Source organism: Paenibacillus sp. MSJ-34 (assembly GCF_018918005.1).
Lineage (GTDB): Bacteria > Bacillota > Bacilli > Paenibacillales > Paenibacillaceae > MSJ-34.
This window is the reverse complement of sequence record NZ_JAHLPR010000047.1, coordinates 1-24160: the sequence shown is the minus strand read 5'-3', so window position 1 is coordinate 24160 and position 24160 is coordinate 1. Positions and strand designations below refer to the sequence as shown.

Annotated in this window: 18 protein-coding genes; 13 read left to right on the top strand and 5 right to left on the bottom strand. The window is 51.0% G+C overall.

What is annotated here, in order from left to right; all coding sequences use genetic code 11:
- Positions 1-15 precede the first annotated feature (15 nt).
- From KQI79_RS21695 to KQI79_RS21680, 4 genes are all read left to right on the top strand, one after another.
- Positions 16-1032, top strand: a complete 1017-nt coding sequence (locus KQI79_RS21695) for a zinc-dependent alcohol dehydrogenase family protein (protein ID WP_253298323.1) — start codon at positions 16-18, stop codon at positions 1030-1032.
- An 86-nt stretch (positions 1033-1118) separates the two neighbouring features.
- Positions 1119-3212, top strand: a complete 2094-nt coding sequence (locus tag KQI79_RS21690; RefSeq protein WP_216540398.1) for a BglG family transcription antiterminator — start codon at positions 1119-1121, stop codon at positions 3210-3212.
- Between the two features lie 5 nt (positions 3213-3217).
- Positions 3218-5101 carry a PTS sugar transporter subunit IIA gene (locus KQI79_RS21685; protein WP_216540397.1) on the top strand — a complete coding sequence of 628 codons (1884 nt, stop codon included), beginning with the start codon at positions 3218-3220 and terminating at the stop codon, positions 5099-5101.
- A gap of 19 nt (positions 5102-5120) precedes the next feature.
- Positions 5121-5375, top strand: coding sequence for an HPr family phosphocarrier protein (locus tag KQI79_RS21680; protein WP_216540396.1), 255 nt, complete (start codon positions 5121-5123; stop codon positions 5373-5375).
- 20 nt (positions 5376-5395) lie between these two features.
- Here KQI79_RS21680 and KQI79_RS21675 read toward each other — a convergent pair whose 3' ends face one another.
- On the bottom strand, positions 5396-6004 hold the full coding sequence (locus KQI79_RS21675) for a TVP38/TMEM64 family protein (protein WP_216540395.1): 609 nt from the start codon (positions 6002-6004) through the stop codon (positions 5396-5398).
- A gap of 233 nt (positions 6005-6237) precedes the next feature.
- Here KQI79_RS21675 and KQI79_RS21670 point away from each other — a divergent pair, with 233 nt between their 5' ends.
- The 7 genes from KQI79_RS21670 (at position 6238) to KQI79_RS21640 (ending at position 13437) form a co-directional block, all read left to right on the top strand.
- Positions 6238-7449 (top strand): MFS transporter, encoded by a 1212-nt coding sequence (locus KQI79_RS21670; RefSeq protein WP_216540394.1) that lies wholly within the window; start codon positions 6238-6240, stop codon positions 7447-7449.
- A gap of 88 nt (positions 7450-7537) precedes the next feature.
- Complete coding sequence (sleB, locus tag KQI79_RS21665) at positions 7538-8173, top strand: spore cortex-lytic enzyme (RefSeq protein ID WP_216540393.1); 636 nt, start codon at positions 7538-7540, stop codon at positions 8171-8173.
- 191 nt (positions 8174-8364) lie between these two features.
- Complete coding sequence (locus KQI79_RS21660) at positions 8365-9441, top strand: hypothetical protein (protein ID WP_216540392.1); 1077 nt, start codon at positions 8365-8367, stop codon at positions 9439-9441.
- On the top strand, positions 9434-10048 hold the full coding sequence (locus tag KQI79_RS21655; protein ID WP_216540391.1) for a DUF4129 domain-containing protein: 615 nt from the start codon (positions 9434-9436) through the stop codon (positions 10046-10048). The genes KQI79_RS21660 and KQI79_RS21655 overlap by 8 nt, the downstream gene beginning before the upstream one ends.
- Before the next feature lie 11 nt (positions 10049-10059).
- A complete protein-coding gene (locus KQI79_RS21650) occupies positions 10060-11187 on the top strand; it encodes a DUF4350 domain-containing protein (protein WP_216540390.1) in 1128 nt (375 codons plus the stop codon).
- 5 nt (positions 11188-11192) lie between these two features.
- Positions 11193-12113, top strand: a complete 921-nt coding sequence (locus KQI79_RS21645; RefSeq protein ID WP_216540389.1) for an AAA family ATPase — start codon at positions 11193-11195, stop codon at positions 12111-12113.
- Positions 12064-13437: a DUF58 domain-containing protein gene (locus KQI79_RS21640; protein ID WP_367398225.1), complete on the top strand. Its 1374-nt coding sequence runs from the start codon at positions 12064-12066 to the stop codon at positions 13435-13437. The genes KQI79_RS21645 and KQI79_RS21640 overlap by 50 nt, the downstream gene beginning before the upstream one ends.
- Here KQI79_RS21640 and KQI79_RS21635 read toward each other — a convergent pair.
- Positions 13432-14418, bottom strand: coding sequence for a stage II sporulation protein M (locus KQI79_RS21635; protein WP_216540388.1), 987 nt, complete (start codon positions 14416-14418; stop codon positions 13432-13434). The two genes, KQI79_RS21640 and KQI79_RS21635, sit on opposite strands and share 6 nt — an antisense overlap.
- Before the next feature lie 68 nt (positions 14419-14486).
- On the opposite strand from KQI79_RS21635, the gene KQI79_RS21630 reads away from it, so the two are divergent.
- Positions 14487-15290, top strand: a complete 804-nt coding sequence (locus KQI79_RS21630; protein WP_216540387.1) for an RDD family protein — start codon at positions 14487-14489, stop codon at positions 15288-15290.
- Between the two features lie 74 nt (positions 15291-15364).
- On the opposite strand, the gene KQI79_RS21625 is transcribed toward KQI79_RS21630, so the two are convergent.
- The 3 genes from KQI79_RS21625 to KQI79_RS21615 all read right to left on the bottom strand — a co-directional run bounded on the left by KQI79_RS21625 (position 15365) and on the right by KQI79_RS21615 (position 20801).
- A complete protein-coding gene (locus KQI79_RS21625) occupies positions 15365-18466 on the bottom strand; it encodes an efflux RND transporter permease subunit (RefSeq protein WP_216540386.1) in 3102 nt (1033 codons plus the stop codon).
- Position 18467: 1 nt separating this feature from the next.
- Entirely contained in the window at positions 18468-19502 is a 1035-nt protein-coding gene (locus KQI79_RS21620) for an efflux RND transporter periplasmic adaptor subunit (RefSeq protein ID WP_216540385.1), read from the bottom strand.
- A gap of 390 nt (positions 19503-19892) precedes the next feature.
- A complete protein-coding gene (locus tag KQI79_RS21615; RefSeq protein ID WP_253298322.1) occupies positions 19893-20801 on the bottom strand; it encodes a serine hydrolase domain-containing protein in 909 nt (302 codons plus the stop codon).
- A 584-nt stretch (positions 20802-21385) separates the two neighbouring features.
- Here KQI79_RS21615 and KQI79_RS21610 point away from each other — a divergent pair.
- On the top strand, positions 21386-22051 hold the full coding sequence (locus KQI79_RS21610; protein WP_216540384.1) for a hypothetical protein: 666 nt from the start codon (positions 21386-21388) through the stop codon (positions 22049-22051).
- Positions 22052-24160 lie beyond the last annotated feature (2109 nt).

Here is a 24160-nt window from a genome sequence, read left to right as displayed (position 1 = left end):
GGAGGAGTAAATACAATGACAACGATGAAGGCATTAGTGTTTGAAGCGCCTAAGCAAGCAAAAGTGAAAGAGGTTCCTTACCCGAAGCCTAAAGCGGGGGAGATCACCATTAAGGTTGAAAATGTAGGCATTTGCGGTACGGATATTCATATTTTCGAAGGAGAATTCATTTCCCCGTATCCGATTATTCCGGGGCATGAATTTGCGGGCACGGTGTATGAAGTTGGAGAAGGGGTCTCCGGATTTCAGGTCGGGGAGAGGGTTAGCGCGGATCCTACGCTGTATTGCGGAGAATGCCCTTTTTGCTTGACCAAGCGGACGAATCAATGCGCCAATTGGGGGGCGCTCGGCAATACCGTCAACGGCAGCATGGCCGAATTTGTCGCCGTTCCCGCGCGCAATGCGGTGAAACTGCCCGACGACATGACCTTCGCCGAAGGCGCCTTTATCGAGCCGATGGCATGTGTCGTTCACGCAATGAACCGGCTCTCGTTGCAAGTGGGGGATCGGGTAATCCTGTTCGGCGCGGGAGCGATGGGACAGCAACTGGTTCAAGCGCTTGTGCAGGCAGGGGCTTCCGAATTGGTCGTTGTCGACGTATCGGAGAAGAAGCTTGAGACGGCCGTTGCCCGCGGGGCGACGAAAGGAGTGCTGAGCCGGGATATCGAACAAGTTTTGCATGCCGGCGAGTATCCCCACGGTTTTGATGTTGTTGTCGACGCTACCGGCATACCGGCGGTCATCGAACAAGCGCTCAACTATATGGGACCGGCGTCCAAATACTTGCAATTCGGCGTTACGGCAACGGATTCGTTCATTCGATTATCGCCTTTCCAGTTGTATAATAAAGATTGGACGATGATCGGTTCGATGGCGATCAATCAAACGTTTCTGCCGGCGTTTCATTGGCTCAAGGAGAAACGCATCGAAGTGGCTTCGTTAATATCGAGACAGATTTCGTTGGAGGAAGCGGCGGACTTTTTCGAACAGCCCAAAGATCCGCATTGGTTTAAAGTCCAACTTAAATTATAATAGTTCCTGTAAAATGCCTCCTGAGCCGCAAGGCTCAGGGTTGTTGTTTTCATGCTCATATTCGAAGGGAGAGGTAAGGTGGGAGGATGCAACCGAACGCGCGGCAAAAACTTATTTTCCAATGGCTGCTTGCCTCGGCCAAGCCTTTAACGCTGAAGGAAATATCGGATCGCCTCCAGGTCAGTTCGCGTACGGTCCAAAGAGAAATCGGGGGAATTCGCAAATTGCTGAGACGGTTTCGTCTCGAGCTCGAAGCAAGGCCGGGCGTAGGTTTATCCATTGCCGGAACGGAAGAGGATAAGCAGCAGGCAAGCGAAGCTCTCCGTCCCGCCTATTCGGAGCGGCCCCTGACGGCGGAAGAACGGCAGTATGAGTTGAAACAAACGCTGTTGTCTTTGAATGAACCGGTGAAATTATTTTATTTAGGCAGAAAATTAAACGTTTCCGAGGCAACCGTCAGCTATGACTTGGATAAATTAGAGGGATGGTTTGCGAAGCGCAGGATTCGAATCTTGCGCAAGCCCGGTTTCGGTGTTTTTTTGCAGGGAGAAGAAAAAGATTTCCGGCAAGCGATACTGGAATTGTTGTATGAACAATGCTCGAAGGAACAACTGGTGGAAGCCTTCCATTCGTTTGCAACTCCCGCTCCGCCCAAGGCGCAATTGGAAACGTCGGTTCGAAGCCATTTGCTCAATTTTATCGAAGAACATTATATCGATGCCATTGAACGCAAAGTCCGCGAATTGGAGCAAGACCGCCGCTTTTATATGCCCGACAGCGCTTTTGTCGGCCTCGTCGTCCATATTGCGCTTGCCTTGCAGCGGCTTGTGGCGGGCGAGAAGATCGAAATGAGTGAAAGCGTTTTATCCGAGCTGAAGCGTTGCGAAGAGTACGAATGGTCGGAAACGCTGACCGGCCGTCTGTCCGAAGCGTTGGGCATCGCCGTGCCCGAAAGCGAAATCGGTTATATTACGATGCACTTGCTCGGAGCCGGGTCCCGCAAAACGGTTCGTAAGTCTAAAGTTCATCCCGTATCCGAATATGTGAACGATCTGATTTATATCGTAAGCGACGAGTTGAACATACCGCTATCCAATGACGAAGACTTGGCCGTTCATTTGGCGCAGCATCTGGAATCGGTTTTCTTTCGCATTTCGATGTCGATGCAGATCAGGAATCCGTTATTGGAGCAGGTGAAGAACAATTATCCCCATGTGTACGAGGCTTGCAAAAAAGCGGCGGCATACTTGGAAAAACGGATCGGTTTCCCCGTACCCGACGAAGAAACGGGATACTTAGCCATGCATTTCGGAGCCGCGGTACTGCGCCGCAACATGGAGAAACCGAGAAATTATAAAGTTTTGGTCGTCTGCACAAGCGGATTCGGCGCTTCCAAGCTGTTGGCGGCACAAATTCGCAAAGAGCTTTCGCATATCGAAGTTGCGGATACGGTGCCTTTATCGCATTTATCTCATTGGAGCGGAAATTGGAACGAGATCGACTTGTTGGTTTCTACCGTAACGCTCGAGTTCGACCACAAGCCTGTCGTCATGGTAAGCCCGTTTCTGACCGCGGAGGATAGGGCGAAGCTTGGAACGAGACTGTCCGCGCTTCGTCAACCGCCGTTGCAGGAAGGGAAGGAGGTGCCGATCGATATGACGATTCAACAAGTAAATCGATATGGGGATGCCGTTTCCGAATTGATTCGCAATTTTCAATTCGTCGAATCGGAATGCCGGTCGCAAGGGGAAGTCATCCGCGAGGCTGCGCGCTCGGCGCTTCTGACCGACGCTCATGCGAATGTTCCTCTCATCGAACGGGATTTGCTTCACCGGGAGCGGATGGGAACTTGGACGGCAGAAGCTTACGGGCTTGCTTTACTCCATTATCGAACGAAAGGAATTCATGCGATGCATGTCTCCGCAATCAGATTAAAACGGCCGGTAGCATGGGGAGAGGACGGCAGGCAGGGGAACGTCCGTACCGTGCTGATCTTGCTCGCGCCGGATACGGCGGGACAAGAACAAATGGAGATGATCGGCGAGATCGGCGCATCCTTGATTGAAGAAGAGCATTTGGCCATTCTGGCCGGAGGATCGGGAGAGGATATCCGGGCTTACATCGATCGTGTGCTCAGCGACGCGTACACCGTTAAGATGAAACAATTAATTGGGGGATAAAACGAATGAAGATACTGGACCGCTGCGGCCGATTTCTTAGCGGGATCGTCTATCAAAATATTGCCGTCTTGATCGCAGTGGGATTTCTCCGGATTCTGTTCAGTCCCGCCGGCTGGATTCCGAATCCGGAGCTGTACGATATCGTCAATCCGATGATGACTTATTTGGTGCCCATCTTGTTTGCATACACCGGAGGGAGAATGTTGGGCGATACGAGAGGCGGAGTGATCGCCGCCTTCGTAACGATCATGGCAGTGATCGGAAGCGATCGGGAATATCCCCTTATTTTGCCTGCGCTGCTGATCGGACCGTTCGTCGGTTGGTTCATTAAGAAGGTGGATACGTGGATGGAGGACCGCATTCCGGTCGGATTCGAACTGCTGTTTCATAATGCGGTTTCGGGGGCGATCGGTGTCATCTTCGGCTTGTTCTCTTATCTTTGCCTGGTCCCGATGATGACGATCTTCATCCATGCCGCGCTTCACGGCACGGAGGTCTTGATTCGGTCAGGCATGCTGCCTATATTGGCGTTCGTGATCGAACCGGCCAAAGTGTTGTTTTTCAACAATGTGATGAATCACGGCATTTTGGAACCGCTCGGCATGAATCAATTAAAAAGCGCGCATACCTCGATTTTTTTTATTTTGGAAGCCAATCCCGGGCCCGGATTCGGGATGTTGTTAGCGACTTATTTATGGAGCCGGGATAAGAAGCGCGGGGAGTTAAAGACGGCCATCACGATTCAATTGCTTGGGGGAATCCATGAGGTTTATTTTCCTTATGTCTTAATGAAGCCTATGTTAATCTTCCCTTTGATTATGGGGGGATTAACGGGCAATCTCATTTTTTATTTGCTTGATACCGGCCTCGTGGCGACGCCTTCTCCGGGAAGCTTGCTGGTTATTATGGCCATGACCCCCAAGAGCGGTTATGCGGGTGTGCTGTGCGGGATCGCCGCCGCTGCAGCCGTTTCCTTCTCCATATCATACATCATGTTGCGATTATTGAAAAAGGGCGACGTGAAGGACGAGCCGGGACGGGAGCGGACACGACCGGACGAGGGAGGCGGAGAAACGGATGAACGAAGCGGCAATGGGATCGATAAGGAACGGACGATTGCCAAGATCGTGTTCGCTTGCGACGGAGGAATGGCGTCAAGCGCGATGGGAGCCGCAAAATTAAAGAAGGCGTTGAAAGCGAAGAAGATCGAACATATACAAGTGATCTATACGGGCATCGACCGGATTCCCAAGGATGCCGATCTGGTTGTCGTCCACCAACAATTAAAAAAGCGAATGAAACAATCTCTCGCGGAAGCCAATTATTTATTCGTGCCGTCTCTAATCGATTCGGAACTATATCAACACATCTTGAAGCTAATCGAATCGAGCCGTCCCGTTCCTCGGGCGAAAGAACCGGAAACGGGGGCGAAGCTTCAGCAAGCGGACCGGCTTCCCTTGCGGAAAGAGCAGTTTCTGCTTGACTTGCGCGTTAAAGATAAATGGGAAGCGATTGAAATTGCCGGGAGGCGAATGATCGATTTAGGGATGGCGAAGGACGAGGAATATATTCAGGAGATGAAGAACAGGGAGTCGATGCATTCGACGTGGATCGGAAGCGGCATCGCAGTGCCGCATGGATTGGACCCGGACAGCGACTCCATTGTGCAGCCGGGATGGGTCATGATACGCTTTGCAGAGGAGACGATGTTCGGCGAAGACGAACGCGTCCGCTTGATGTTCGCCATTTGCGGGAAAGGGAACGAACAATTGGATCTTATCTCCAAATTGGCGTTTCTCGTAGAGCGGCCGGAAATTCGAAAAGCGCTGCTGACGATGCGTACGCAAGAGCAATTCGTCTTATTATTCAACGCTTTGCGAAGCGAATAAGTAGGAGAGAAACATACCGATGCTGGAGACAATATACAGAATTCATTTCGAACAAGGTTTGCATTTAAGGCCTTCCCATTTGATCGCAACGGAAGCGGGCAAGTTCCAATCGGATATTCGGGTGGAATACGACGGGAAATTCGCCGACGGCAAAAGCGTGCTTTCGTTATTGAAATTAGGAGCGCCATACGGAGGAGGAATTACGATTTCCGTTAATGGTACCGATGAGAGAGAGGCGTTGTTGGCTATATTGCAATTACTGAGCCATATCTAGAATCCAACCCCTCTTTCGCGTTACGAAATTTGATACCGCTTCTCCACCCGCTTGCCGACATACCATAGCAGAACCAGGCCTGCGGCGACGAAGGCGATTCGCCAAGGATTGGAGACGAATCCTTGCCAATCATGCCCGATAAAGGACATCATGAACACCATGACGGCCTTGCCCAGCACGACGGCGGAGAAGAAGATCCGCTTCGGGACGGTGCTGACGCCGGAAGCGATGCTGACGAAGAACGAGGGCGTAAACGGAAGACAATACAATACAAATAAAGGCGTAAACCCTCTTCGTTCGATCCAAGAGAAAAAACGTTGAGCCTTCGGATATTTATTCGACAAATACCGGCTAAAACGGCCGCCAAACCGGCGCGCCAACAAAAAGACGAGACTTGATCCGAGCGCCGATCCGATCCAGGAATAGAAAAATCCGAGCCAAAGGCCGTACGCCGACGCATTGCCCGCAACGATAATGAATAACGGCAAAAACGGCAGAAACGCCTCCACCGCCGGAAGCGCGATGCCGGGAATCGGACCGAGCGCAGAATATTTCTCCAAAAGCAGTTCGATTTGTTCCATATTCAGGTGTGTAAGAAAACGGTACGCTTGTTCAAACCAGTTTGCCATAAATGCTCCAAATGCTCCTTGTCGTCATAATACATCCACTACTATTTATTATAGCGGATCGATGTCCAATTCACATCATCCGGCGCCGGGTATCCGATTCGGACTATCGTCGGGTTGAAAACCGGACTATCGTCGGGAACGGCGCGAAACAAGATCGTTCATGTTTGCTTGAATTGTTCATGTCCAGAAATGCCGTTTCATTGTACAATGGATGCGAAAGAGGGGATTTTGACGTGAAACCGTTCGCTTTTGCATCTTATGCGCTATATTTTCTTGCAGGCCTTGTCATGACGACGGTCGGGTCTGTCATGCCGCAATTGTTGAAACATTATGAACTCTCTTATACGGACGGAGGGCAGCTCGTTTTTTTAAGCTCGGTCGGTTTTTTGCTTGGCGTGCCCTTTTCCGCCTTGATCATGAGCCGCTTGAGCGTCCAAAATGCGCTGGCGCTGGCCTGTTTGACCGTTACGGTGTCGCAGCTTGGCATTGCGGCGCTCCCGCCTTTCGGTGTGGTGTTGTTGTTGAACTTTATCAACAGCTTCGGCGCCGCGACGGTTGAGGTGACGGTCGCCGCCCTCATGATGGAAGTGTTCGTCGGGCGGCGCGCGGTCGTCATGAGCTATTTGGAAGTTTCTTTCGGGCTCGGCGCATTGCTTATGCCGATCATTGCAAGCATTCTAATAGGAAACGGCGTATGGTCTTATTCTTTTATCATTACCGGGACGCTGGCGCTCCTGTTGGCCGTCGTCTGGAAGAAAATCGTGTATTCCCAGGAAGGGGCGGACGTTACGGAGGCGGCGGACGCGGCGGAGGCGGCTCCGCCGCAGCATTTGTCGCGCGTTGGCAAAGGGCTGCTGCTATCCTTGTTTCTGCTCATGATCTTTATGTATAGCGGCATCGAAGGCAGCTTAAACAATTTTCTGTCTTCCATTTTCATTGATTATGTCGGAACGGCGCAGAATTACGCGGCGCTTAGCATCGGCGTATTCTGGGCCGCCATGGTACTTGGCCGGCTTGCTACCGGCTGGATTATCCGCAAGGTCAATTACAGCCGGTTTTTGCTCGCCAGCATGCTGGGCAGTTTGGTGATTTGGACCGTGTTTATCGTTTCGCATAGCGCGATTGCGAGTTTCCTGCTCATTCCGGCTCTCGGCTTGACGTTATCCGGCATTTATTCCATTACGATGGTATACGCCAATCATACGTTTCCGGGAAAGGCGAGAGTCGTCACCAGTTTGGTTACGGGATTTGCGGGCATTGGCGGAGCGGTCTTTCCCGCGCTTGTCGGCTATACGATGGACCGCGCCGCGCCGGCGGCGGCCCTTTGGCTCGTTGCAGCGTATATTGCGGCTTATCTTCTTCTCTTGTCCACGGTTATCATGTCCTATCGAAAAAGGGCGTCGGTTGCGCTGGAGCAGGGAATAGATTCGAAAATATGGAAATAAAATGGCATATTTCTGTTTTATTTCCAATATGATTGCATTGAGATGCCTGTCCTCCGTCTATATAATGACAAGGGAAAGGAGGACAAGCATGAAAAAAATTGTATTGCCTTTCCTAGCAGCCATCATTTGTTTGTCGACCATCGTGCCGGCGGCAGCGGCGGCTCCCACCATTCAGCACGGAAGCTATAGCGGCGATGTGTGGGACTTGCAATTTCGACTGCAAATACTGGACTACTACCGTCAACCGTTGGACGGAGTGTTCGGTTCCAATACAACGCAAGCCGTCAAGCGGTTTCAGCAAGATTACGGTTTGCAGGTGGACGGCATTGTAGGTTCGCAAACATGGCAAGCCTTGAAACGAGTGTCGGTCAACGCCGACGAATTGACGATGCTGGCGCGAACCGTGTACAGCGAGGCGCGCGGCGAGCCTTACACCGGACAAGTGGCGGTGGCGGCCGTGGTGATGAATCGCCTGAAATCGCCGGAATTCCCCAATACGGTGGCCGGCGTCATATTCCAACCGCTCGCATTTACGGCGGTCGACGACGGCCAATATTGGCTGGAGCCGGATAGCACGGCCTATGCCGCGGCATGGGAGGCTGTGCGCGGATGGGATCCGACAGGCGGGGCGCTTTATTACTTCAATCCTGTCACAGCGACATCCAAATGGATTTGGTCGCGGCAGCAAACCGGCAAAATCGGCAGTCATATTTTTGCTATATAATTCGGATATGGAACAGTCGGGGCCTCTTCGGAGGTCCCTTTTATCGTCTGTACTACCGTTCGAATTTTATTCGGAGACCGCACGCATTGGATGAGCCGGGAATTACTTTCGTCCTAAATTCGCATATTATGGATGCCCTTCCGGTCAACATCGTGTATAATTATGGCGATATATGGGCAGGAGGATCATGCATGGAATTGTTTACGAAGCCGATGGGTGTCGGCGCCATTTTAGACCGGAGTTTTCAGTTGTACCGCAATCATTTTACGGTCATTTTTTTGCTTATGCTTTTGTTTTTCGGACCGATCTATTTGCTGCAAAATGTGTTGATGTACGATATGGGCGGAGCGTCGTTCCTGCCGCAACACGGGGATACGGCGGCGGACTCTTTCGATTATTTCCTGAGCGGGAGCGGCGTTGACGACGACTCGGCTATCGGGTCCGTCGTATTTATTTTGCTGCTGATGCCGCTTTATATGGTCGCCGTCTTTCCGGCTGCGATCGCTTCGCAGCTGCATTTGGTCCGCGCGGCCGCGGACGGTTCGAGCGTTCGTTTCGGCGAGTTGCTCCGCAAATCGTTCTCTCCGTATTGGCGGATGGTCGGCAACACGTTTTTGTACGGATTGATTATGTTCGGCATTTACATCCTGTTTACGTTCGCCGTTCTCATCGCCGTCGGCTTCGTGGGAACGATGATCGCTTTGCTTGGAGCGGGGTTGTTTCAGTTAGGTTCATCCTACGGGGGCGGTATTGCAACCGTCGCCCTGGTGATCGTCCTTTACTTGTCGATGGTGTTTGCGCTCGCCGCCGGATACGGTTTTTTCGTCGTCCGTTTCGGTTTTTATTTGCCTGTGGCGGCGCTGGATAACGGCAGACAAACGCTGCGCCGCAGTTGGAGATTAACGAAAGGGAATTTTTGGCGCATTTTTTGCGTTTATTTTGTCGTGGCCGCGATCGGTACGGTATTGATGATAGGGATCTATGCGCTGCTCATTGCCGTATTCAAAATGTCGCTGCTCGGACAGTTGATTTACATCGTGTGCAGTCTTTTGATCGTACCGATTTATTTGATTCCGTACGGGGTGATCTATCTCGATTTGCGGGTGCGCAACGAGGGGGCGGACATCGAGCGGATGCTGGACGCGGAAGAAGGCGCATATCGTCCTTTCGATCGTTTCGCATTTGCCGGCAACCCGCCGGCATTCGGGGGAAGCGGATTGGCAAATCCGTCTGCAACATTCGTCGAACCGGGGCAAAAAAATGAGTAACGCGGGTTGGCAGAAAGATAAAGAAAAGCTGGAGCAAATATTGGGGCGCGACGAATTTACGGCATATGCGCGCGGCGAGAATCGAAACGTTGTGCTTGAATGGCTGGAGAAGATGTGGAACAAACTGTTCGAATTGTTCCCGGATATATCCGTACCGCCGGGTACGCCGAAGGTGCTTGCTTATACGTTGGTTGCCGCTTTGCTTCTTCTCGTTGCCGGCGCCATCGTGTGGCTTGTCAGGAACATCGTCGTCATGCGCCGCGCCGGACGGCGCCATTCGTTCTTGGGCTCCGAAGAACTGGGGAACTCTTCCGCCATGCTGATGCGGAAAGCGCGGGATTGCGCGGCGGACGGCGATTACCGGGAAGCGGTTCGTCATGCGTTTCTGGCGCAATTGCTGCTTATGCATGAGCGGGATTGGATTCGTGCGGAGAAATGGAAGACGAATCTGGAATACGTTGACGAACTAAGCGAGCGCAAACCGGCAGCCGTGGCCGCGTTTACCCGAGCCGCGCGCTTGTTCGAAGGGGTCTATTACGGCGGCGACGAGGCGGGAGAACGGGAATATGTACATATGACGGAGCTTCTCGCTCCATACTGGACTTAAGGAGGCTGCCGATGACTAGAGAAAATAAGCAACGTATCGCGTTAGCGGTAAGCGTCGTCGCCTTCGTCTTGATCGGACTCGTTCTCACGAAGCCCGACATGCCCGATCTGCCGCCTTATTTGTCTTCTTCGGCCGACCGTGACGGGGTGAAGGGATTGTACACCCTTCTGAAAGAGCGGGACGCCCCCGTGAAAGAGTGGAAGCGGGCGTGGAATGGATTGCCCGCTGCGGAACATCATACGCTTGTTTCGATTCAACCGTACGGCATCGGACCGGAAGAAATCGAGGAAATCGAGCGTTGGGTCGGCAGGGGCAACCATTTGCTGTTGTTTGACAGCGCACCCGAGCAATGGGAAAGGTTCCCGTTAACGGAGCTTGATCGTTCCTTGCATTCCGTCGTTCCCATCATGGACGCGAATCGGCCTTCCGGCCATCGGTTGTCGGGCGAAGTCGCTTCCATATACCGGCTTGAAGAAGCGGACGGCATGGAGCCGCTGCTGCTGGACGAGAGCGGAGTGATTGCCGGGCGGATCCCGATCGGCGAGGGAAGCGTCACGCTGTTTCTCGTCCCGGAGTGGACGAGAAACGACAGCATTTTGAAATATTCGCATTTTGAACTTATCTGGCCGTATTTGCTCGCGGACAGCGATGCGATTTGGTTTGACGAATACTATCACGGCATTCGGGAGCAACCGGGCCTGTTGGCCGTTTATCCGAACTGGCTGCTCGCGGTGTTGCTGCAGCTCGCAATCGGCGCACTGCTATGGCTCTGGCTGAAAGCCGTCCGCTTCGGTCCGGCCTATACGCCGCGCGCCTGGACGGTGCGGCGCGGGGACGAGACGCTGATTGCCGCCGCCGGGTGGTATGAGCGAAGGAAGCTGGCGCGCGAAGCGCTGCGGCATCAAGCGAATTATGTGCGCAGCTTGCTAGGCAGGCGCTTTGGCGTTCGCGCCGATGCGAACGATAACCAGGTGATGGCGGCGGCCAGACTTCATATGAACAAAGAGGATGCGGACCGGCTCGAGCAGGTGCTGCAAAGCTGGCAGAATGCGGAGCAGGGGGCTTCCTACACAGTCAAACAATTTGTTAAGGACAGCCGCAGAGCGGATCATATTATAGAAACACTGGAGAGGGAGTGAACCGATTGCAGCATTTATTGGAGCAGATGGAGCGGATTGTGATCGGGCAGCGGAAAAATATTCGGCTGCTGGCGACCGCATTTTTGGCCGGGGGACATGTATTGCTCGAAGGCGTCCCGGGGCTTGGAAAAACGAAAATGGTGCGCACGCTTGCCGAATTGAGCGACGGCTCGTTCAGCAGGGTGCAATTTACGCCGGATATGATGCCGAGCGATATTACCGGCAGCGTTATTTTCAATATGAAGGAGAATGAATTTCAGACCGTTCGGGGACCGGTATTTACGAATTTGCTGCTTGCCGACGAAATTAACCGCACCCCGCCCAAGACGCAGTCGGCTTTGTTGGAAGCGATGGAGGAACGGCAAGTGACGATTCAAGGAACGACGTATCGGCTGCCCGACCCGTTCTTCGTCGTCGCCACGCAAAACCCGGTGGAATACGAAGGGACGTATCCGCTGCCGGAGGCGCAGCTCGACCGGTTTTTATTCAAATTAACGGTATCGTATCCATCGTTGGAAGCGGAAACCGATATATTGAAACATCATGTTCCGTTCTATGCTGAAGAGCGGCGGCCGGCGGAACCGGCTCTGACGCTCGAACGGTTGAAGGAGCTGCGCGCGGGCCTGGGGCAGGTAGTCGTGCAGGACTCGCTGGTGGAGTATATCGCCGCGCTGATTCGCAAAACCCGCGAGGACAAACGGCTGTCGCTCGGAGCAAGCCCGCGGGCGGGGATCGCCTTAATGACGGCCGGCCGCGCGTGGGCGCTCCTCGACGGACGGAACTTCGTTACGCCGGACGATATTAAGACGGTGGCCGTGCCGGCGCTGCGCCATCGCCTCATGTTGACGCCGCAAGCCGAACTGGAGGGGGAGACGAGTGACCACTTCATCCAAGAAACGTTGGCAACGGTTCCGGTTCCTCGCTGACGCGTTCGAACGCCGCCTGATCGTTCCGACGACCCGAATGGCATGGCTCGCGGGTGCCGGGGCGGCGCTGGTGGCCGCCGGATACGCTGCGGGTTACGGAACGGCCGCATTGCTGCTCGTCAACGGTGCGCTGCTCGGAGCAAGCGTGCTCGACGTGTCGCTGCTTCCGCGGCGTAGAAGCGTTAGCGTCAGCCGCTCCGTGCCGGAGCAGGCGGATATCGGCCTGCCTTTCGAGGTGACGGTGCACGCGGAAGCGGCGCACCCGGTCGACTTGATCTTGGAGCTTGCCGACGATTTGCCGCAGCAATTTACCGCTCCGGCCGAGCCGCTGAAAGTAGCTTGGCGGGGGAAAGCGGCGGCGATCCGCTATACGACGGCCGGGCACGAGCGAGGGGAGTACCGGCTGCGCTTTCTGCGTCTTCGATTTCGCGGGAAAATGGGGCTGTGGATGAAGCAGATGCGGGTTGCGCTGGAGCAGGATGTGAAAATATATCCGGATTTATCCGGCGTTCGGGGCATACTCGCTTCCATGCAAAATCATTTGGTGTTGGAAGGAAAGCGAATATACCGCAAGGAACGCGCAGGTTCGGAATTCCACTCGATTCGGGAGTACGTGCCGGACGACGATCCGAGGTTTGTCAATTGGAGGGCTTCGGCCAGAACCGGGACGTTGATGGCCAATGTGTTCCGGCCGGAGCGGGGCAAGGTGATTACGATATTGATCGATTGCGGCCGGATGATGGGCATTGAACTTGACGGCCGCACCAAGCTCGACGTATCGCTCGAGGCCGCTTTGTCGCTCGCGGCTGTCGCCTTGAAGCAGGGGGATAAGGTTGGATTGCTTGCCTTCTCGAGCCGGGTGAAAGCGTATGTGCCGCCGGGAGCCGGTTTGCTCCATTTGCAGGCGATGACGGAAGCCGTATATAACTTGAAGAGCGATTTTGTGGAATCAAGCTACGGCACCGCTCTGCAGTATTTGATGCTTGTGCAGAAAAAGCGGAGTTTAACCGTGCTCTTCTCCGATATGGACAACTATATGTTCGAGGAAGGGTTGAAACCGCTCTTGATGCGGTTGAAGCGGCAGCATCATCTGCTGCTGCTCGGGCTGCGCGACGAAACGCTGCACCGGTGGACGCTTGCCGAAACGAAGAGCGCAACCGACGCTTACGTCAAGAGCATGTCGCATAAATTCGCGCTTGATCGGCAAGCGTATACGGCCGAGATGGCGGCCGGCGGTATTGAAGTGATTGACGTTCCCGTAGGAGAACTCGCATGGACCGCCGTCAACCGGTATTTGGACGTCAAAGAGAAAGACGTGCTATAGCCCGGCGGCCCCGGATTCCGCCTGCGGCGTCCGCTTCTCGTTCAGTTTGCCGTAGAAGATGTAGAGCGCCAAGGCGACGAGCGTTGCGGCGGCGACGCCGTACTTCGCTTCCAGCGAGAGCGCGGAAGGCGTAATATATCCTTCAATAATGCCGGCAATAACGAACAGCGGGATCGTTCCGACCAACAGCAGCGCGGATTCTTTAACGGAACGCAGGAACATGTATTTGCGCGTGTAAGGACCGGGATTGATCATCCGGTAGCCCATATAGAGACCGGCGCCGCCGGCGATGAAGATCGCCGTCAATTCGATGATGCCATGCGGCAATATATACGCCCAGAATACGTAGCTTTGGCCGGATTGCCAGAATACCGCGGCTAACGCGCCGAGCAGAAGGCCGTTATACACGAGCACATATACGGTCAGCGCGCCGAAGGTAATGCCGCTGGCGAACGCAAGAATGGCGACTCGAATATTGTTCGTCATAATCGACGAGGAGACGATCGCGCTTTGCAAATCTTCGTGGCCTTCCCCCACGCGATGCGGGTCGATCCGATCGGCGATTTCAGCCGGAATAACGGCATGCAAATGGGACGGATCCTGCCATACGGCGATAAAGCCGGACAGCGCTCCGACGCCGAACAGGAGCAGCGCCAGCAAGACGAACCATCTTCGCTCCAGAATATAGCCGGTGAATCGCCGTTTGAAAAAATCGCCCAGCCGGTTGGACGTCTTCCATTGTTCGGCATGCAGCGCGTGATGGGCGCGGGAAACAAGCTGGTTCAAGTATAGTCCGATTTCATCGTTCGGATAATACGTCTGCGCATAAGCCAAATGAGCGGAGGCTGTCTTGTACAGCTGTGTAAGGCGGTCAATTTGGGCCGCCTGCACCGAACGCTTCCGTCGTTCGAACCGGCTAAGCAATCCGTCGAGCTCGGACCAAAGCCGCTTATGTTCGCGAATAAATCGTTGAATATCCATGGATCGCTTGGTCTCCTTCCATTATTAAATAAATAGTACCATAAATTCGGGAAGAAGGAGAGAAATGAATGAACGAAAGCTATAACCGAGAAGCGACCGTCGTTACGCCCGAGCATGTCAGGCTCCATCTGCAGACGGCCGGGCTTGGCAGCAGGGCGGCCGCGCTGATCGCCGACATGCTCCTGTTGCTGGCGGCGTTCGGCATCGTCAGCCTGCTGACAGGTTTGATTCTCATTCCGTTTGATTTGGCCGTCGCGGATCTATTCGGAGAATACGCCATCGCGTTCCTGATCGTCTTCGCCGCGCTGTTGACCGGCGCTTATTACGCACTGGCGGAATATTACATGGCGGGGCAAACGTTCGGCAAAAGATGGCTCGGCTTGCGCGTTGTCCAAGAGAACGGGCAGCCGGTGACGTTGCTGTCGGCTTTAATTCGCAATTTTTTCCGTTTGATCGATTTTTTGCCGTCGTTCTATATTGCCGGCGCGTTATGGATGTTCTTTCATCCGCTGGACAAAAGGCTCGGCGATCTCGCTGCGGGGACGATCGTTGTTCGCGATTTGGAACATGAGCGGAGAACGATCCGCAATCGAACGCAGAAATGGCTTGACAAGTGGAGAATGCAGCATCGCTTCTCCTTAACGATTCCGGACGCCGCCCGCGGCAAGGTAGAGCGGGACGACTGGCTGCTCCTGGCCGCCTATGTGGAACGGATGCCGTCGCTTGACAGTCAGAAGAGGGACGAACTTGCCTGGAGGATTACGCAACGGTTGCTGCGCAAGCTTGAGCTGGACTTGAATCCGTATCATTTGTATCCGGCCGCATTTCTCGTCGAACTGTACATCCTGCTGTCCGATGAGTGGTCCTTGTGAACAAGCCCTCGGTCACGACGAAAAACCTCCGTCACTGCCTAATCTCGCAGTTCGGAGGTTTTTGCATTTGTTCTTTATACGGTTGCTTCGACGGCCGTTTCCGCTTGATTTTTTCTTCTGAACAGCCTCTTCAACCAATTCGAGAAATCGTCAAGGTACGTATACATGACCGGAACGAGCAGCAAGGTGAATATCGTCGAGCAGGACAGTCCGAAAATAACGACGATCGCAAGCGGGGCTTGCATCTCCGCGCCTTCCCCGATGCCCAGCGCGAGCGGCACCAAGCCGAGCACCGTCGTTAAGGTGGTCATGAAGATCGGGCGGATCCGGCTCGGAGCCCCTTGCATGATCGCCTCTTTGCGATCCAATCCTCTTCTTCGCAATATGTTAATATAATCGACGAGAATGATCGCGTTGTTCACGACGATCCCCGCGAGCATAATGACGCCGATCAAGGCGGTTACGCTAAGCGCCGTTCCCGTAATAAACAGTCCCAGCAGCACGCCGACGAAGGATGTCGGCATGGAGAACATAATAATAAACGGATACAGCAGCGATTCGAACTGGACGGCCATGACGACGTAAACGAGAAAGATCGAGAAGATGAGAGCGATCCCCAGATCGATGAACGATTCCATCATATCCTCCGTTTGTCCGCCCATGGAGTAGGTATAGCCGTCCGGGAAGTTCATCTTCTGCAGCGTTTGCCCGATCTCGGTCGAGATGCTGCCCAAATCTCTGCCGGCAATGTCGGCGGTAACGTTGATTTGGCGCTGCTGGTTTTCGCGTTGAATCATGACCGGGCCTTGAACCTGCTTGAACTCGGCCACGGCCGACAATGGAATCAATTGGCCGCTTTGCGATTGAATCGTCAACGTTTGCAGCGATGCGATGCTTGATCTGCTCTCTTCGGGCATAATGACTCTGACGTCGTATTCGTTTCCGCCCTCGCGGTATTGCGTCGCCAATTGCCCGTTAACAGCAAGCGAAATTTCATTCATAATCTGCTGATACGTTAAACCGTATTGAGCCGCCAGGCTGCGGTCGACCGAAATGTTCATTTCCGCATTTCCTTCCGCCGCCGACGATTCCGCGTTATATACGCCCTCGATGCCGGAAATCATCCAGACGACTTGATTCGCGACTTCTTCCAGCATTTCCTGTTCCTGCCCGTTCAAGCGGATTTGGATCGGAGCGCCTGCGCCGAAGCCGGATTCCATCGCCGACACGGTAATTTCCGCTCCCGCGATATCTTTGGTCTTGTCGGTTAATTGCTGCATCATTTCTTTTGTCGTAATATCCCGTTCTGTCGCGCGTATTAATTGAATGGTAAAAGAAGCCGAATTGGCGCTTCCGCCGAACGGACCCCCTCCTCCGATCGACTCGGACGCGGTTTCAATGACATCGCCGTAAGGAGCAAGCAAGGAGGATACTTCGTCGACGACCTTCTTCGTCTCTTCCAGCTTCGTGCCGGTCGGCGTTTGCACCGAAATTTGAATCTGTCCCTGGTCGCCGCCCGGCATAAACTCCATGCCGATCCCCGGCACCAGGAAAAAGCTTCCGAGCAGCAGGACGATCGTGCCGAATACCGTTGTTTTGCGGTGACCGAGCGCCCAATTCAATATCTTTTTATAGAAGGCAATGAAGTGGTTGAAAAGACCGAACAGTCTTGCCATCCGTCCTTGCTTCTTTTCCTTCAGCAGTCTCTTCTCGGATACGAGCTTCGAAGACAGCATCGGTATGAGCGTAATCGCTACGACAAGCGATGCGACGAGCGAGAAGCAAACCGTCAGGGCGAGCGGGCGGAAGATGTCCGCAGTCAGCCCTTGAACGAACACGATCGGCAAGAATACGACCAATGTTGTCGTCGTCGACGCAATGACGGCCGAAGCCAGTTCCGAAGCGCCTTTGACGGCGGCTTCTTTCATCGGCATTCCTTTTTGCCTGTACGTAAAAATATTTTCCAAAATAACGATCGAGTTGTCCACCATCATGCCGATGCCGAGCGCAAGCCCGCCCATGGAAATAATATTGAGCGTTTGGCCGGTAAAATACATGAGCGTAAACGTCGAAATGACGGAGATCGGCATCGATATGCCGATAACGATCGTCGAGCGGACGCTGCGCAAAAATATAATGAGAATGAGCATGGCAAGCGCTGCGCCGCTAATCATATTGTTGACGACACTGTCGATCGATTGCCGAATAAAGATTGAAGTATCGGCAACCATCGATAATTCGATTCCTTCCGGCAGGTCGTCATGCAGCCGATTCATCGCTTTATGCACTTGATTCGCTACTTCGACCGTATTTGCATCGGATTGTTTCTGAATCGATAGCACAAGTGCAGGCCCGCCGTTCACGAGCGTTAGCGAGCTTTGCTTCTTGAACGTATCGCTGATCGTGGCCACATCGCTAACTTGAATTTGGCCGCCGGCAGGCAGATGAATCAACGTTTGCTTAATGTCCTCCACCGAGGTGAATTCGCCTTTCACGCGAATTTGCAGCTCCAGCACTCCTTTGGAAACGGCGCCGGCGGACGACGATTTATTCTCCATATTTAACGCTTGTACGACTTGCGAAGGGGTTAAGCCGTACCGGGCCAAATTGGCGCGGTCCAGTTCCACGAGTATTTCCCGCGTTTTCCCGCCTTGGACGGATACGGACGCAACGCCGTTTTGCCTTTCCAGGTAAGGCACGATGTTGTTATCCGCGATCTCCTGCAAGTTCTCGGGTTCGGCGCCGGTCAAGCCGAGCGTAATGATCGGCATTTGGTTCGGGTCGAACCGGAGTACGGACGGATCGTTCGCATCATCGGGCAGCATCCCTTTGATCTGGTCCACCTTCTCCCGAACGTCAAGCAGCACGTTATCCATGTTGGTTCCGTTTTTAAACTGCAGCATGACAAGCGAGGAATTGGCTTGCGATTGGGATGAAACCGTATCGATCCCTTGTATGGTGCTTAACGAAGATTCCAGCGGCCGCGTAATCAATTTCTCGATTTCTTCGGGCGCGGCTCCCTGATAGGAAGTCGCGACGACGGCGATCGGCAAATCGATTTTCGGGAACAGGTCGATCGCCAAATTGCGCAAACTGACGAAGCCAAGTGCGATAATCGCCAGAACGATCATCAACACGCCGACCGGACGCTTAACGGAGACGTCAATCAATTTCACGTTATCGCGCCCCCTCGATTATTTTCACCTTATTGCCGTCGGCAAGCGTAATTTGGCCTTTCACGACAACTTGATCGTTTTCGTTAAATTCGCCCTTCACGGCAGACGTTTCCGTTTGCGATTCCAATACTTCGACGGTTTTCTCCACCGCGCGCCCGTCTTTCACGATAAAGATATACGACTCCCCGCCTTTCTCCACGATCGATTCGGTCGGAACGATCAGAGCGTCCTTCATTAACTCTTGTTCGACAATGAATTTGGCGATCATGCCGGGCTTGATCTTCTCTTCCGCGTTATCCAGTTCCGCTTCCAATCGGTAGAAACCCGAGTCGTTCGCAACGGGCGCCAAATAGGTGATGCGCGCGGTCAACGTTTGCCCGAGATCCGGCACGGTCACTTGCGCCTCGGCGCGATCCTGCAGCATAAGCATTTGATTGGTGCTTACGTTCGCGGTCAGCGTCACCGGATTGGTAGATACGATCGTGAACAGCGGGCCGCTTGCGGTAACGAATCCGCCTTCTTCGGCGGTAACCCGAATGACCCTTCCGCTAATCGGCGCCGTCAATTGTGCGTCGTTCAGCCGGTTCTGGGCTTGCTTCACCCGCAGTTTGGCCTGCTCGACGCCTCTTTCGGCCTGGTCGAGCTCCGGGCCCGATTGCGTTTGGGCGTAGACGCTTTTATATTGGTCTTGCGCTTGTTCGAGTCCGAATTGCTCCAATTGAAGCTGAATTTCCAAATCTTCGGCGTCGATCTTGCCGAGCGGAGCGCCTTTTTTGACGAAATCCCCTTTTTTGACGTTCAGTTTCACGAGTTCACCGTTTAATTTCGGTATGACGTCAACGGATTTGCTAGGTTCGGCCGTGCCGATCATTTCGTTCTGTTGACTAATCGTCCCCTTTTCGATGTTGGCAATTTGAACGGGGGTTTCCTTTTCCTCCGGTGCTTGCGACGTTTGCTGCGGTTCAGGGCTGCAACCTGTTAACGCTGTAGCGATCGCAATCGCAAATATGCCGGCTGCGAACCATTTTTTTCTCACGATTTGTCCCACTCCCTCTAATATAAGGCTTGTCTCTCTTCATCCGAAATATAGCTCTAGTTGCTTCGCATATCTTCCGATTCCTTTCGAATGAAAATCCTGATCAGTAGTTATACGAATGAAACGGGCTGCCGTTTCATGAAATCGTGGGGAGCGTGGTTCGTTTTTCCTGGCAAATGCCTGAAGCATTTACTGTACTTCAAACTGGGAAACAAAAAAGCATCGCGAGGGCGCCTGCTTATGCATGCTTGCCCCCGCCATGTAACTGCGAAATCCATTTACAATAGTCAAGTGAGGCGAATTTCGCCTAAGCCTTGGGAGCGTGGAAGTTGAATGATGTGCCAGGCCTTGACAGAAGATGCTAATTAGTGAGATATGCAATTACTATCTTTAAAACTGCAGGGAAGGCACAATATATTCGCGGAAATAATCGACCGGCCGGCTCGATCGCTTGAAGTTGTCGCTTGCGATCGCCACGACCATATGGCGCGAAGGGACGACAATAATATATTGTCCTCCGTATCCGAGCGCGAAGAAATAGCGTTCTTCCCGGGTTTCTTTCCCGTTGCCGGCGCGGAAGGAAGACGTCCACCAATGCCGGCCGTAATGGCCGACTTGTTCATAGGAGAGATGCAGGGGGACCGTGGTCTGCTTCACCCAATCTTCACCGATCAGACGCTTCCCTTTCCATTGCCCGTTATTGGCGTACAAGAGGCCGAATTTGACCATATCCCGGATGGATAGATGGAGGCCGAAACCGCCGATGCTCATGCCTTGCGGATCTTCCTCCCAATCATATTCGTCGATGCCCAGCGGGGCGAACAGGTGCGTGCGCGCGTAATCGCTCACATTCATTCCGGACGTTTGCCGCAAAATGGCTGCGAGCAGATGGGAGCAGCCAGAGTTATAGACCATGCTTTCTCCGGGGTTTGCGATCAGCGGCTGTTTCAATGTATATTGCACCCAGTCTTTGCTGCGGATCATGGCGGGATAAGAAACCCGCTTGCGGTATTCCTCCCATTTGAATCCTGCGGTCATCGTTAGGAGATGATCGATCGTTATTTCTCTTTTCCGGGGGTCTTTATCTTTGTCCAGCACCGGAAAGTAACGGGAAATGGGGGTATGCAGCCCGGGGATAATCCCTTGTTCCACGGCAATGCCGACAAGTGCGGACAAGACGCTTTTCGTGCATGAATTGATTTTATGCAAGCGATTCGCCGAATGAGGGTCGCGATCGTACCGGAACGCGACGGTTTCGTTTATTGCAATGCAGCAACTCAGCAGTTTTTTGGATTTCATCTTTCTCTCCATTTCTTGTAAATAGAGAGGATTCATACTTTGACGTTCCGAATCGGAAATTTCTGCAAATTCCTTTTTCATACTCTCTCTGCTCCTTGCCAGCTTGATGTCCGAAGTATCGTTTTGTCGTACGCTTGTTTATTTCATAACAATTTCCTCATACTTTACAACATTGTTCCCCTTTACGCAAAACGGTAGTACTTTTCGACAAATGAGTATTCTCTAAAATCTTTTAAATTTATCCTTATCTCCCACAAATAACGAATTAGATATTTATACCTTGGGGTTTTTGGTCAATTTAAATGTTTATGAACTACTGTTACTTTCGTCTTATCATAAATAATTTTATTAGTTTAGCATTGAAAATTTGTAATTTATTCGGTTGGAGGAATATTTCAAAACAATATTGATAATAATTGACTAAATTTGCATTTTTACAAATTACATCTTCGAATTTTAGGATGTTATTAATTATATTAATATGAATCTCTATATTGAAATGATATATTTATTAAAAATTAAATCAAAAGCCTTCATTTTCATTGGAATATTAGTTATAATATGGAAAAAAAGGAGGTAATAAAATGTATAGGAAAATTTTACTGTTGACACTCGTATTTGTTCTTATTTTTACATTAACTGCACATGCTCAAGATCGTAATAATCTGCACTCTGATTCAGCAGATTTACAGGCCTGGAAAAACTATATGTTACAATTTAATGTTGATGAAGAAACTCAAGCGGCATTACTGCAAAAAATTAATAGCGGTGAACTCTTAGATTCTCAGAAACCGGAAATGTTATCGCAAATTCCGAAAGATTATTTCGCTATGGACGTATCAAAAGAAACATCAAAAGTAAAAATATACTATTTTCCAGACGGTTCTTTTGTCTACCAAAAGTTTAGTCCCTTAAATGATGACTTTTCAATTCAGTATGAAACGAAGAAGAAGTATAAAGTTGAGGGAGGAAACGCTGTTACCAAAGCAAGTTTCTATGCAGATTTAACACTTGCAACTCATCATTTAGAGATATCCTCTATTGATAGAGTTTATGATTATTCTATTACGATGCTTTTATATGATTATGAGGATGAAGATTTGCAAGTAATTGATAAATACCAGACAGTTACTGAACCTGCTTATGCGCGTTTGAGATTTAAAATTATATATCCTATTAAGAAAAGTACTGCTTTTCTCAAACTTTATGTAAGATCTACTATAATATCGTCTGAATTTGAAATTGACTAATAGATGGTTTTGATATTGACACAAGGTTGGCGCTGTTGCGAGATTTTAGTCTCCATAACAGTGCCAATTCTTTATATGAAAAGAAAAAGTCGATTAGGGTTAAAAATAATAATACGAGGGTATCCAAACTCGGTTAGGGGACATTTTTTAAGACAAAAATTGAATTATTGGCTTTAGATCAAGTTCATTAATTTAAAGGGAGTGATCTTGCTCTCCGTCACTAGCGTTGCATTAACTTCGACAAAATTCGATTATTTCCTATGAATAAAAATACTGGGTTAAATTTCTGGACAAAAAAAATCTTCTACCAGAACTTCAACAATAAACGCTTCAACAAAGGAGATTTCTATGGATAACCTTACAAATTTAGTTGTCAAATGTCTACAGTTGTTAAAATCAGTCCTTCCCGAGACAGTGATCTGGATTATTGGGCTTTAAGCTATTCGTGGGTTCTTCCACGTTGTTGTTTATGGAGACTTATGGAGGCTCAGTTGCAGCAAAGCGAATCCTAACTGAAATGTCAGATCACGGCTAATGAAAGCTTTCAGCAGTTGCTCGGCGGGCTGACCAGCATAAATACTCCATAACTTTTGCGAAAATGAAGCAACTTCCCCTTGCGAACCTTGATCTACTTTCATGTAGATGACAGCAATTAACGAAGGATAAGCGAGGAATCACATCAAAGAATGGAAAACTAAAGCTTACTAGATTCTACTCAGGTTACTCTGTCGTGATCCTCTCCAATGAGCCTGCTGTACTGACATAGTGAAGAGAAATATGTCTCCTGTCGATACGGAGACAATGTATTCGGATAAAATTAATGCTCTGATCAGGGATTTACGGACCATGAGGCCGTGCAAAGTCGTTCGTATAGCCTTGTTCATGATCCTCTGGGATCTAACCGCCCTTCAAATCGCGGACATGACCGTCATATCAAGCAGCATATTCGTTTGGTGAAAACACAAGAATACATTGCGAAAAAGTCTGGAACTAGATGTACTTCGCGCTCATCGTATACACCTTATACCTATAGAATTTATAGTTGAATCACAAGTAAACGGTCTAGTAGTTACTTCGGCTGATCGTCTCTATGCAGACAAGGCATTGGTCATGTTGCTAGAGACCTTATATCGAAAACCTATACAAAGCTCAAAGATTGACCCAAGCGAAATGGTCGGCTACCTATATTAGCAATAAGAGGACGCCTGACGAACTTACAACGAGATCCCTCAGCCACTGAACGCACATCTGAAAAGATAGAGCACAAAATCAAGTTATTACTTAGACGCGACCTTTAGCGAAGCATTTTCGGAGCATCAAGGGCAATGCACAATCTTCATTTTTCCACAATCCTTGCGATGGAAGACACCTTTGCACTTATGCACACGGTCGATAGTTGCTTCGCCGTGCTGACTTGTATTAGGTATACATACATACATAACTACCTCTTCGAGCTACTTTCAGTGCTATTTATGCATATCAAGTGTATATCCGGTAAGTATAAGGGACAGGTCAACCTCTCAAAAAAGGAAACAGCGGATTACGAAAATACCTTTTCCAAGTACTGGCACTCGGTCAGTTTCCGTATTTGAAAAAGTGGCATAAGCAGAACGTGAAGAGAGGCATGAAAAAGTACGAATGGATATTCAAATTGATCGGCAAACTCGCACGTATTATCGTTGGAATGGTTCAGCACGGTGAGAAGTATTAAACCGATCTTATCCGTAATAGTAGTATAAACACGAAAGTAGCACAAATAGAAGGATGGAGCGGCTCCAGAAACCCTGTGGCTTGACATGGAGCCTCTAACGGGCATGATTTTTCATGATTGGGTGATAGTGATAAATCGTCAAATCATGTAGTGATGTTTCCCTAAAATACTATGGAGGTCTTTGTAACGCTAATGGCTTTCCATACCCCTTTATTCACCGAATGGTATTAAAGTTTTATCTTAATTCATCAACATTTTTTATTCAAACTATATGAACCAAGAGTTGAGTCCGTATAATTGTGTAAAATGCTAAGGCTTCAAAAATAAAGGGAGCCATAGTCAAAATCCTCGTTTAGAATGAGATTGTTGAGAAAACATTCTTTGGAGGGGATTTTGTT